The organism is Anabaena sp. 54, from assembly GCF_017355725.1.
Taxonomy (GTDB): domain Bacteria; phylum Cyanobacteriota; class Cyanobacteriia; order Cyanobacteriales; family Nostocaceae; genus Dolichospermum; species Dolichospermum heterosporum.
The window spans coordinates 57,737-70,051 of sequence record NZ_JAAVWA010000027.1 but is presented as its reverse complement, the minus strand read 5'-3'; the positions used below and the strand labels follow the sequence as shown (position 1 = coordinate 70,051).

General features: G+C 38.1%; 12 protein-coding genes and 2 pseudogenes. 9 read left to right on the top strand and 5 right to left on the bottom strand.

Features of this window, described 5'->3' with window-relative positions; translation table 11 throughout:
• Both HEQ36_RS20150 and HEQ36_RS20145 read left to right on the top strand, forming a co-directional pair.
• A pseudogene (locus tag HEQ36_RS20150) lies at positions 1 to 201 on the top strand (hypothetical protein); the annotation flags it as partial.
• A gap of 574 nt (positions 202 to 775) precedes the next feature.
• Positions 776 to 1,453: a response regulator transcription factor gene (locus HEQ36_RS20145; protein ID WP_168635844.1), complete on the top strand. Its 678-nt coding sequence runs from the start codon at positions 776 to 778 to the stop codon at positions 1,451 to 1,453.
• Positions 1,454 to 1,537: 84 nt separating this feature from the next.
• Here HEQ36_RS20145 and HEQ36_RS20140 read toward each other — a convergent pair whose 3' ends face one another.
• The gene (locus HEQ36_RS20140; protein ID WP_053540841.1) at positions 1,538 to 2,113 is read right to left on the bottom strand and encodes a Uma2 family endonuclease; all 576 of its coding nucleotides are present in this window, start codon (positions 2,111 to 2,113) and stop codon (positions 1,538 to 1,540) included.
• A gap of 236 nt (positions 2,114 to 2,349) precedes the next feature.
• The gene (locus HEQ36_RS20135; protein WP_168635845.1) at positions 2,350 to 3,090 is read right to left on the bottom strand and encodes a sulfite exporter TauE/SafE family protein; all 741 of its coding nucleotides are present in this window, start codon (positions 3,088 to 3,090) and stop codon (positions 2,350 to 2,352) included.
• A gap of 62 nt (positions 3,091 to 3,152) precedes the next feature.
• Between HEQ36_RS20135 and HEQ36_RS20130 the strand changes: the two genes are divergently transcribed.
• The 7 genes and pseudogenes from HEQ36_RS20130 to ureC all read left to right on the top strand — a co-directional run bounded on the left by HEQ36_RS20130 (position 3,153) and on the right by ureC (position 8,313).
• On the top strand, positions 3,153 to 3,992 hold the full coding sequence (locus HEQ36_RS20130; RefSeq protein ID WP_039202045.1) for an urease accessory protein UreD: 840 nt from the start codon (positions 3,153 to 3,155) through the stop codon (positions 3,990 to 3,992).
• A 39-nt stretch (positions 3,993 to 4,031) separates the two neighbouring features.
• A complete protein-coding gene (gene ureA, locus HEQ36_RS20125) occupies positions 4,032 to 4,334 on the top strand; it encodes an urease subunit gamma (protein WP_027403120.1) in 303 nt (100 codons plus the stop codon).
• A gap of 43 nt (positions 4,335 to 4,377) precedes the next feature.
• Positions 4,378 to 5,568, top strand: a complete 1,191-nt coding sequence (locus HEQ36_RS20120) for an AAA family ATPase (protein WP_168635846.1) — start codon at positions 4,378 to 4,380, stop codon at positions 5,566 to 5,568.
• Positions 5,565 to 5,930: a hypothetical protein gene (locus HEQ36_RS20115; protein ID WP_168635847.1), complete on the top strand. Its 366-nt coding sequence runs from the start codon at positions 5,565 to 5,567 to the stop codon at positions 5,928 to 5,930. Before HEQ36_RS20120 ends, HEQ36_RS20115 begins: the two co-directional genes overlap by 4 nt.
• An 18-nt stretch (positions 5,931 to 5,948) precedes the next feature.
• Positions 5,949 to 6,227, top strand: a pseudogene (locus HEQ36_RS20110) (hypothetical protein); the annotation flags it as partial.
• A 23-nt stretch (positions 6,228 to 6,250) separates the two neighbouring features.
• Positions 6,251 to 6,556, top strand: a complete 306-nt coding sequence (locus HEQ36_RS20105; protein ID WP_168635848.1) for an urease subunit beta — start codon at positions 6,251 to 6,253, stop codon at positions 6,554 to 6,556.
• Positions 6,557 to 6,606: 50 nt separating this feature from the next.
• The gene (gene ureC, locus HEQ36_RS20100) at positions 6,607 to 8,313 is read left to right on the top strand and encodes an urease subunit alpha (protein WP_039202053.1); all 1,707 of its coding nucleotides are present in this window, start codon (positions 6,607 to 6,609) and stop codon (positions 8,311 to 8,313) included.
• 368 nt (positions 8,314 to 8,681) lie between these two features.
• Here the strand turns inward: ureC and HEQ36_RS20095 are convergent, their stop codons facing one another.
• From HEQ36_RS20095 to HEQ36_RS20085, 3 genes are all read right to left on the bottom strand, one after another.
• On the bottom strand, positions 8,682 to 9,590 hold the full coding sequence (locus HEQ36_RS20095; protein WP_233455488.1) for a M23 family metallopeptidase: 909 nt from the start codon (positions 9,588 to 9,590) through the stop codon (positions 8,682 to 8,684).
• Between the two features lie 337 nt (positions 9,591 to 9,927).
• Positions 9,928 to 10,716, bottom strand: coding sequence for an ABC-2 family transporter protein (locus HEQ36_RS20090; protein WP_168635849.1), 789 nt, complete (start codon positions 10,714 to 10,716; stop codon positions 9,928 to 9,930).
• 5 nt (positions 10,717 to 10,721) lie between these two features.
• Complete coding sequence (locus HEQ36_RS20085) at positions 10,722 to 11,705, bottom strand: ATP-binding cassette domain-containing protein (RefSeq protein ID WP_168635850.1); 984 nt, start codon at positions 11,703 to 11,705, stop codon at positions 10,722 to 10,724.
• Positions 11,706 to 12,315: the final 610 nt, after the last annotated feature.

Genomic DNA, 12,315 nt, shown 5'->3' with positions numbered 1-12,315 from the left:
GGGAACAGGGAACAGGGAACAGGGAACAGGGAACAGGGAACAGGGAACAGGGAACAGGGAACAGGGAACAGGGAACATTACCAATTACCAATTACCCATTACCCAAAACAGATAAATGCTCAATTCTGTTATAAATCGGCTAGTCTAGAACTTGGTAATGTTGTTAACAAGGACTGGGAGAGCGATCAACCCATCAGTTAACACATAGTTATTCCATAGGCATCTTCACAGCCCAAGTCAAAAACTTGCGTGTTTGTTGTTCTAGAACGATAATAGTAGTTTACCTAGATGGGGTCTGGTATCGCCAATTAAATCCAGAAGTCATTAGAGTAGGTCATCCAAGACCAGTAGATTGGCAACGAGTATGGTGAAGAAATCTATATTTTTAACCCATACTTGTCCAAAAGATTCCCCGGTTGATTTTGAACCTCTAAATAGAGGCTTCACATCCGAAGGATAAGTAAAGCAGCAGTATACCAATGAAAGCGCGGGCGAGTTTTGAGCTAGGGTCATCTTGAAAAATACTGACTTGTGATTATTCACAATGACAATAATTTTATCAGGGTTTTCAGCCTGCAACTTTCAAATGGATCTATAATAGCGCATTATAAAGACTACTGCTATACGTATCCTTACTAGACTTTTTCCATTCACTTGCAAGTCTGTTGAAAGTAACTAACACTTTTAAGACTTCGGGGAGTTAAAGTAAGTTAAGTGGGAAAAAAGACAACATCCGAAGTCATCCAACATACGGGATAACTATATCAATACCTTAATGGATCGAAGCGCAAGAAGTGCCACTGTTATGAAAGAACCCAGCATGAAAGACCACAAACGACTTCTACTTATTGATGATGACCCTAACCTCATCTTGCTGGTGAAGGATTACTTAGAGTTTCGGGGCTACGAAGTCATCACGGCTGCAAATGGCAGAGAAGCTCTGGATCTTCTACAAACCGAAGTTCCAGATATGATCATCTGTGACGTGATGATGCCGGAAATGGACGGATACACTTTTGTCGAAGAAGTCCGCAAGACTGAACGAACTAGTTGGATTCCCGTTCTTTTCCTCTCAGCTAAAGGTCAAAGTGCAGACCGAGTTAAGGGGTTAAATAAAGGTGCTGACGTATATATGATCAAGCCCTTTGAACCTGAAGAACTCGTAGCACAAGTAGAATCCTCACTCAAGCAAACTGTGCGTTGGAAAGAACATCAAACCAAGGGTGGGGACAGCGGTTCTCGCATCCAAGTTCCTTTCGATGTCCAGTTAACCCCAACGGAACTGAAAGTAGTCCAGTTTGTCGCTAGGGGTTTAGCAAACCGCGAAATCGCTGAAGAATTAAATGTCAGTCAGCGAACTGTTGAAAGCCATGTGTCCAATATGTTGGGCAAAACCAATCTCCACAACCGTACTGAATTAGCACGTTGGGCGATTGAAAATCAAATGGCTTAAACAATTTTAGATTTTGGATTTTGGATTTTGGATGATTTATCTAAGGTCTAAAGTCCAAAATTTCTGATTTTGGATTGGGGAAAATTACGCTGGAGGCGGAAAATCTACATCTTCATAAAGTTGCCTCATTGTTCCTGCAAAGTTAATGCTGTGTAATTGAAATGAAGTTTCTTGTCCCACATAAAACTGTAATACCCAAAATCCATCTTCATTGCGGCGGAAACATTCAACTCTCGGTTTTTTCGTATTAATTAAAATATATTCTTGTAAAGTTTCTATAGTTTGATAATCAGCGAATTTGTCACCTCGATCAAATCTTTCGGTAGAATCAGATAAAACTTCGATTATTAAACAAGGAAATCTTTTATATCCTAGTGTTTCTTGATCACGGTTATCGCAAGTTACCATAATATCAGGATAAAAAAATCTATTTAAAGATTCAATTCTGGCTTTCATATCAGAAATATATACTCGACAACCAGAACCACGCACATGATTACGCAGTAGTGCAAACAAGTTTCCAGCAATGGTAACATGAGCATCTAATGCGCCAGCCATTGCGTAAATATATCCATCAATATATTCATGCTTGACGGGGCTGTTTTCTTCTAATTCTAAATATTCTTCTGGAGTGATGTAGATTTGGGGAGAAGCAACCATATTTAAAACCTCACAAATTAAGATGTAGGCTTAACACTTGCTATAGCAGTTATTGGTTGGATGAAATACAATCGAGGGCGCAGTCCCTGCGCCCCTACAGGGTTTTCGATTTACTGACTGTATCTCATTCGAGTGCATACCGCCATATTGATACTAAGTTAGGCATCTACAATAAATTATAGAACTAAAAAATTAGTTTAATCAAATCAAGTTGCAAAATTAAATTGAAAGTGGTTTTACCAAAAAACTAATAGTTCTCGTTGCTGCCATAAAATTAGCATTCCACTGAACAGAACAAAGGAGATAACCAGTCGCCGGAATTGTTTTTCAGTGATTTTTTGGAGAACTAAATGTCCTAACCAGTTACCAGGTATAGCAGCTAAACCCAGGACAATTCCATAACCAATATATGGCAGTTTGAACGCGCCAAGAAAACCATAGACAAAGATTTTAACGATGTGAACAATCACTCGATTTGTTGCCTGAGTTGCTAGTAATTCTTCTTTTTGTAAGCCATAGTTAATATAAAGAGGAGCTAATACAGGCCCCATACTCCCTATCAAACCTGATAAAAAAGCATAAACAAAACCTGCTGGAAGAAAATACCAAGCTTTGACTGTGAAAGATTTTTCTTCATTTTTAAAAAAGTAACTAGCAGCCGAAAAAATCAGAAATATAGCAACTAAAATACTTAACCAATCTAATTTAAGTTTTGTCAGTGTAAAAGCTCCCAAAATTCCGCCAAAAATTGCTCCGGGTAACTCCCATTTAACAACATCCCAATTAATTTTTTGCCAATACACAAATACTCTTTCACTGTTTCCAAATAGCCCACTAATAGTAATTACGGGAGCAATAGCTACAGCCCCTAGAAATATACCTACAATGGGCATAAGGATTAATGCACTTCCACCACCTGCTAGTAAACTGACAAACCATCCTACAATTCCAGCTAATGCTAACCAAAATATTGTCATAAATATTGAATAATATGTTAAACCGAATAAATCAGGCGCTTGATTTTTACTCTACCCTATAAATGATTGATAACTCTCAGACAATACAGGGTTGGCATGGTCAACTTAACTTAGTTTACGGTCATCGCCGAGATTCCACTCAGTTAATTTATAACCACCATCAAGCCCCATTAAAGGTACAACGCCCCTTTTACCCGGAAGGACAAGGAATTTGCCATAGTGTGATTTTACACACTGCTGGGGGCATTGTGGGGGGCGATCGCCTATCCTCTCATATTCACCTCCAACCCTATACAAACGCCTTGATTACTACAGCCGCTGCTGGTAAAATATATCGCAGTAATGGCTTACAAGCAAGACAAACCGTAAATATCCAAGTTGATGCTCATGCTTGTTTAGAATATTTGCCCCAAGAAACAATTTTATTTAATGGAGCAATTTACCGCCAAGATTTGCGGGTAGAATTAGCTCCAGGTGCGAGTTATTTAGGCTGGGAAATTACGAGATTTGGTAGAAGTGCTAGGGGCGAAAAGTTTTTAGAGGGAGAGATGCGATCGCACACGGAAATCTGGCAAAATGATATTCCCTTATGGATTGATAGACAAATCGTTCCCGGCAACGAAAAAGTATTTCACAGTCCTCATGGTTTAAGAGAACATCCCGTTGTTGGTAGTTTTATTTGTGTTGGTTTTCCTCTATCTCCAGAAATCATCAACCAAGCACGTTCTTTAATTATTCAAAACTCTGATGCTGGGGTAACTCGCTTACAACATGGATTTTTGTGCCGATATCGTGGTAATTCTACATCTGAAGTCAGGAGTTGGTTTACAAATATTTGGCAAATGTTACGAGTATCTTGTCTAAATCGTGGTAATTGTATTCCTAGAGTCTGGCAAATTTAAACGAACCACAGAGACGCAGAGAACGCAGAGGAGAGAACAATGCAGCTTACACCCCAAGAAAAAGATAAATTATTAATTTTTACTGCTGCTTTAGTAGCGGAGAGAAGGAAAAATAGAGGTTTAAAATTGAATTATCCTGAAGCAGTCGCTTTTATTTCTGCTGCTATTTTGGAAGGTGCAAGAGATGGTCAAACTGTGGCAGATTTAATGAGTTATGGCACGACTTTATTAACTCGTGATGATGTCATGGAAGGTGTACCAGAAATGATTCATGATGTTCAAGTAGAAGCCACATTTCCTGATGGTACAAAGTTGGTAACTGTACATAATCCGATTCGTTAGAAAAGATTAAAATAGGAGAAGGTACAAATCTAGGAAAAACAATATGAGATTAAAATCAGTTAATATTCAAGGTTATCGTCCTTTTAGAAATTTTGAAGCACAGTTACAACCACTAGAAATTATTGTTGGTGCTAATGGTGCTGGTAAATCAAGTTTTTTTGAATTTCTCAAATTTTTGCGAGATAGTCTTTATCAAGATATCCCTCCAGAAATTATTTCTGGTTCTATTGGTCAGCAGATTTTTCATATTCCAGGACTAGCTAAGTTCCAATGGGACATTGAAATTGATACAGGTCTTCCAACTGGTATTAGATATCTAGGAGAACTTATGGGTCCGGTTGGTCGAACTCAAGTTTCCTACGAAAGAGTAGAATCATCTCAACCTTTTAGTGATAGATACAGTAGTCCATACATATATATGGATATTCAAGGTAATAAAGGTGTAATTAGAGAACCTGGAGAAACAGGATTTACAACATTAACATCAGATAAATTAACACAGGATATTGCTTTAAAGCGTTCTAATCAACTGACGCTAAATGCAATGACAAATCCATCACTGGAAGCATTATATAACTTACGTGAATATATTCGTGATTGGAGATTTTATAGTTCCTTCAATATAGCAAGTCAGAAAATTCGTCAATCAGTTCCCATTGAACAAGAACCGATTTTACATGAAAATGCAGGTAATTTAAGTTCAGTTCTTTTTTCCTTAATGACTGAACATCGTCCAGCATTTGATGAATTACAACAACATTTACGTTCTGTAATTCCTGGTTTTAAAGGTTTAACAGTAAAAGCACGTGGTGGACCAGGAGAAGTGATCGCTTTTTGGCGAGAATCAGGTGTTGATGATGAGTTAAGTCTTGCTGATTTATCAGATGGAATTTTGCGTTTGATTTGCTGGATTTGTTTATGTGTACACCCAAATCCACCATCTTTAATATGTATTGATGAACCGGATCAAGGTGTTCATCCTCGGACATTACCTGTTTTGGCTGCTTTATTTGAAAAAGCCTCTGAACGCACTCAAATTTTATTAGCAACGCATTCGTCTTATTTTCTCACACAATTTGCTATTTCGCAAATTGCCGTACTCAGAAAAGAAAAAGGGGAAGCAAAATTTATTAAACCTGGAAATTCTCCGGTATTAATTGATATGCTTGATGATTTTGGTGCAGATGAATTAGAACAATTACACCGTAGCGATGAATTAGAGAGACTTCCATGAGAGTTGAAATTTATGTAGAGGGGACATCTGATAAATATGCAATGGAGGCACTATTAGCACCTTTAATTGACCAGAAATTACAGCAAGGTATTAGTATCAAATTTTTTGCAGTTAAGGGAAATGATAATGATAAAGGAGGAGATGCTAAGAAAGATTTATTAACAAAGACACCAACTAAAGCAGTCAATATTATCTGCAATCAGCCAGATTCAATTGTGGTAATTATGCCAGACCTATATCCCAAAAATAAAGGCTTTGAACATGAAACAATTGAAGAACTAGAAAATGGGATTTCAAATACGTTCAATCAGGTATTAGAGTCTAAAGGAATTAATGATAATCGCTTAAAAGAGCGTTTTTGAGTTTTTTGCTTTAAACATGATTTAGAATCCTTAATTTTAGCTGCTGAATCCCAATTAATAACTGTACTGGGCGTGAACTCTCTTTCTGTAACATGGACAAAACCAGTTGAGGAACAAAATCACAATATTCCACCGAAAGATATTGTAGAAAAAATTTTTCGAGAATGTGGTAATAAATATAAAGGTTCTGTAGATGCACGAAGAATATTAGAAAGTGCAAGATATCAAGATATAGCCGAACTATGCCCTCAAGCATTCAAACCATTTGTACAATTCTTAGAAAATTTGGCAATATAAATTAAAAGAGGAAAAACTCAATTATGATACCAGGCGAAATCATTACCCCATCTGGAGAAATAGAATTAAATGCAGGTCGTCCAACTACTAAAATAGTAGTGGCAAATACGGGAGATAGACCAATTCAAATAGGCTCACATTTTCACTTTTACGAAGTCAATACTGCTTTAAACTTCGACAGAGAAAAAACACGAGGAATGCGATTAGATATTCCCGCCGGCACAGCCGTCAGATTTGAACCAGGAGACGAAAAAGAAATAACATTAATTCCCCTAGTTGGTAGTCGTCAAATCTACGGATTCAACAATAAAATTGACGGAAACCTCTAAAACTCTCTCTGCGCCTCTGCGCCTCTGCGTGATAAAAAAAAGGATAAACTATGACATACAAAATGAACCGCCAAGCCTACGCCGAAACCTACGGACCAACAGTAGGCGATAAAATTAGATTAGCAGATACCGAACTATTTATAGAAGTAGAAAGAGACTTCACAACCTACGGTGATGAAGTAAAATTTGGTGGCGGAAAAGTCATCAGAGATGGGATGGGACAATCTCCTATTTCTAATCAGGATGGGGCTGTAGATTTAGTGATTACAAATGCTTTAATCCTCGATTGGTGGGGAATTGTCAAAGCAGATATTGGCATTAAAGAGGGGAAAATTCACAAAATTGGTAAAGCCGGTAATCCCTATATTCAAGACAATATAGATATTATTATTGGACCGGGAACAGAAGCTTTAGCTGGTGAGGGAATGATTCTGACGGCGGGGGGAATTGATACCCACATCCATTTTATCTGTCCCCAACAAATTGAAGTCGCTATTGCTTCCGGTATTACTACCATGATTGGTGGTGGTACAGGACCAGCTACGGGAACAAATGCCACGACTTGCACTCCTGGACCCTGGAATATGTACCGAATGTTGCAAGCTGCTGACGCATTCCCTGTTAACTTAGGATTTTTAGGAAAAGGTAATACCAGTCAACCTCAAGGGTTAATAGAACAAATTGAAGCCGGGGCGATGGGATTGAAACTCCATGAAGATTGGGGAACAAATCCAGCCACAATTGATACTTGTTTAACCGTTGCTGATGAATATGATGTGCAAGTAGCAATTCATACTGATACTTTAAACGAAGCCGGCTTTGTGGAAGATACAATTGCCGCTTTTAAGCATCGTGCTATTCACACCTACCATACAGAAGGGGCTGGAGGAGGACACGCACCAGATATTATTAAGGTTTGTGGACAAAGTAACGTTTTGCCATCTTCTACTAATCCTACCCGTCCTTACACTGTCAATACTCTAGATGAACATTTAGATATGTTGATGGTATGTCATCACTTAGATGCAGCTATTCCTGAAGATGTATCTTTTGCTGAATCCCGTATCCGTCGAGAAACGATCGCTGCGGAAGACATTCTTCACGATTTAGGCGCGTTTAGTATGATTGCTTCCGACTCCCAAGCAATGGGGCGTGTCGGTGAGGTAATCATTCGGACTTGGCAAACGGCACATAAAATGAAGGTGCAAAGGGGAAGCCTTGCTGGTGATAGTCATGCCGATAATTTACGAGCCAAACGTTATGTTGCTAAATATACAATTAATCCGGCAATCACTCATGGTATTTCTGAATATGTGGGGTCAGTAGAAGCGGGAAAATTAGCCGATTTGTGTTTGTGGAAACCTGCTTTTTTTGGTGTCAAACCGGAAATTGTGATTAAAGGTGGCATGATTGCTTGGTCACAGATGGGTGACGCTAATGCTAGTATTCCCACACCCCAACCTGTATATATGCGACCGATGTTTGGCAGTTTTGCGGGTGCTAGAAATGCGACATCATTAACTTTTGTGTCTCAAGCTGCTTTGTCCAGAGAAATTCCTCAACAATTAAAACTAGGGAAATTAGCGATCGCAGTTTCAGGAACTCGTCAAATCACTAAGCGAGATATGAAATTAAATGATGCTTTACCCGAAATTGAAGTAGATCCAGAAACCTACGAAGTTCGCGCAGATGGTGAATTATTAACTTGTGAACCAGCAACCATTTTACCAATGGCACAAAGATACTTTCTGTTTTAGAAACCCTCCAGATTGAGAATTATTTTATTTCCCAAATTTTGAGTTCCTAATCAACATTTAAGATATCACCGCTGATAATCTAAGTAGGTGAACACAATAAAAATTGGTGTCAACTTAAGCTACAGATAGATAGGTTATTTGTTTGGCTGACAGCCCCGCCCAGAAACGCCACGCTATCATTCCCAGGCGGGTTTTACGGGAATATTCGGTAAGCATAAAGCTCAGTGGCTAAAGCCGCTGAGAGTGTCCTTATTTGAGAATAGGGCGATCGCCTTATCAGTGGCTTGTTTAAGATTCCGAAAACAGACAATATTTCCCTGAGAGTGTCAATAGGTATTTTGGGTTGAGAAAGTCATCAGGTTCGCAACTTAATCAATTGTCCGAGATTTCCACGGTAATGGATCAACAGATTGTCCGTTCACATACAAACCCCAGTGTAAGTGCGGTCCAGTAGATGCACCAGTTGAACCGACTGCACCAATTTTTTGCCCTGCTTGCACAAAATCACCTTCCTTGACATCTATACGACTTAGGTGCATGAAAATGCTGATAACTCCCTGACCGTGATCAATGCCTACTACATTACCATGAACCCGGAATCCTTGGGATACTTTACCCACTAAAGCAACTCGTCCAGCCGCTGGGGTAATTACGGTTGAACCCACTGCACCTGCGTAGTCTTGTCCACGATGGTAGTAGTCTTTGGCAAATTCACCATTGTAGTAACGACGGACTCCATATTTAGTGGATGTTCTCCCAGCATTGGGGGTAAGAAAAGCACCATTCCAATATTTTTCTGGTGTCTGTAGGGCTTTTAATTCTTTTACGCGCTTGAGTTCGTACTCGGTAGCATTAACTCCAGCTTTTCCAGGTGGTAGGGTAATCCGTTGAACGGGAAATTGGCGATCGCGCACCTTTACTGATAAATTTTGTTCTTGTCCATTTTCGGAAACTTTAATGGTTCTCACTCCAGCCTTTTCTAAGGGAGTTGTAGGCACAAAAGAACGATATTTACGAGGTGCAATTTCAAAGGCTGGATATATTTTTTCCCCCACTGTTACAGTAGGATTGCTGGTTTTTTCTGGGGTATTTGCCTCAATGACAACGGAAATTGTATCTCCCAATTGAGGATTTTTAGGTAATACTTGTACTTCTAAAGCTTTTGCTGATGAGCTTAAAGCAATGGGAAAAGCAGCAATTATGCCTATAAACATTTTGGCAGGATTGATAATACTAAAACCTGACAATTTATTCTCTGGATTAATGGGGTTACGCATGATAGTCATAGGCTGATCAACAAATTTTTTGCGGCTGTTAATTAACAGACTAATTTATTGTAGTTAATGTTTCCCCTCAAGGTTAATAAATAAGTAAGTAGGTTGGCGTTGAAAATTGTCGTTATGGCAAGGCAAAAGGCAAGAGGCAAGAGTGAAGAGGGTTTGGGCGATTTTACGTTTCTTTACACAGTTTGGTTTTATTGTGTTCACCTACTTAGTCTGGCAAAATAAATTGTATATTTGGAGAGGAAATAGGTGACAGATCAGGAATATAGAGATTTTTGTGTCCTCAGTGAGTTATAATCACCGTATAAACTGGAAATTAAATTACGAATTATTAAGCTCCCATACCTGAATATTTTTTCAGTCCTCTGCGCCATAAAAAACGATTGGCACCAAAAAATATAAGAAACCAACCTGAGATTGATAGAAATCCTCTGGTTAAATCTACAGGTAGTCCTACTAAAATACTAGCTGGAAAATTAATCATATAAGGAAAAGGTGTGAACATAACTATGTTTCTAATGTTTTCTGGAAAAACATCTAAAGGTGCTATCAAACCTGATAAAAATACAAAAAACAACAACCATAAATTTTCCAAAGCTGCGGCTCTTTCTGTCCAAAATGCAAACATAGCAAAGGTATATTGAATGATAAATCTTAAAGCAAAAACCATAATTACTGCTAAGATAAATAGAAATAAGTTAGTTATACTTGGCAACCAAAAGGCTTGAGGATAGAGAACAAAAAAGAGTGCTGCTAAAAGCAATACAAAAGGCATTCTAGCGACTCTTTCAGCCAGATGGTTGGCAACATGGTGCCAAACCGGATCTAAAGGCTGTAATAATTTTGGTGAAAGTTTACCTTCCAATACTTCTTTTTCAAAATCATAAATTACCCAGACAACGGTGATTTGCCTAGCCAGAAAAACTGCGAAAAAATATCGAGCGAAGTCTACAGATTTAAAAGCAAATTTACCACTATCAGCAGCTTGCATCCAAATACCCATCATGATAATTGGTAAAGAACCAGCTAAAACCCAGAAGATTAATTCGGATCTATATTCCAGCAGATTAGCATAATATACTGATAGCAAAGTTAAGGATTTTTTAACAATTTTTTTCATAGGTATCAATGGTTAAATCCTCTTTGAAAAACCCTACCAATTACCTCTTCTATTGGTGGTTCTGTAACTGTTAAATCTATCACTTCTAAATCGGCTAAAATCTGAGAAACAGTGCGAGTCATGGTTTCTTGTTGGACAATAAATCTCACTGCTCTTCCTTCTAGCATTTGCACATCACCATAGGACATAAGTTTTTCTAGTGGTAATTCTTGAGCTAATTCGACATGAATTTCTCGATAAGGAGCAAAATTTTCTAATAATCCATCTAATCTACCATCGTACATGAGTTTTCCTTGATGAATTAATAACACCCGTTCACACAAAGCTGTAATATCAGCCATGTAATGACTTGTTAATAATATTGTGGCTCGATATAGCTGATTATATTCTTTTAAAAAGTTACGCACTCCTACTTGAGCATTAACATCTAATCCTAAAGTTGGTTCATCTAGAAATAAAACTTGGGGACGGTGTAAAAGTGCTGCTAACAGTTCAGCTTTCATCCGTTCACCTAATGATAATTTGCGGACGGGTTGGGTTAATTTACCTTCTAAAGCCAGCATTTCTGTTAGTTCTCCAACTCGACGTTGAAATTCTTTATCAGAAATATTATAAACTGCGGCGTTAATTCTGAGAGAATCTAATGCCGGTAAATCCCAAATTAATTGCTGTTTTTGTCCCATCACTAAGGTGATTTTTTGCAAAAATGCTTCTTGACGATTAAAGGGAATAAATCCACCGACTTTAACCGTACCTTCAGAAGGATGAATTAATCCTGTTAGCATTTTTAGGGTGGTAGTTTTGCCAGCACCATTAGGACCTAAAAATCCCACTATTTCTCCGGTTTCAATGGTGAAAGTGATATCCTGAACGGCAGGAATTGAGCGATAGGTGCGACGGAAAAAATGGTTAATTGTTCCCTGAATACCTGGTTGTTTTGTGGATACAGGATAGAATTTATTGAGTTTTTCTGCTATAATCATTGACATGAAAAATTTATTTCCTTCTGCCTGATAACGTTGAGTTTCTTCCCTCTAAATAATAATCACACAAATTGCCAGAAAAAGTCGGTCTTGAGGAGGAGGATCATTTTTTTCTAAATTTTCTAATTCCTGATTATTTTCTAGTTAATCTATTCTTACTTCTCTTTAATTCTTCGTCCTGACTCCTGGACTCCTGACTCCTATTTCTATAAGGTGATAGAAGTCACAGATATATATGATTAACATAATCTCAGAGAAATTACAGGAATATCCGGTAAGCGTAAAGCTCAGTGGCTAAAGCCGCTGAGAGTGTCAATATGTTGGGATGATTGACATTAACTGAACTCTAGGCAGTCATCTATGACAGCCTACTATCAGTCTGTCATTTTTTGTTGTTTGCTAATATCATAACTTGTGATAAGTATAACATATCCCCACAACTAGTACATCATGGCGTAAATAAAGCAACCATTTTTAAGCCTTGTAATCAATAGACATCTCCAGAAATTAAAGATACTTGGACTGAAAAACCTGTAGAGACGTTATATGGAACTTCTCTACAATCTTTTTTGGAGATGTCTAATCAAATTTTCAGAGCTTTTAATAGTCATGCTAT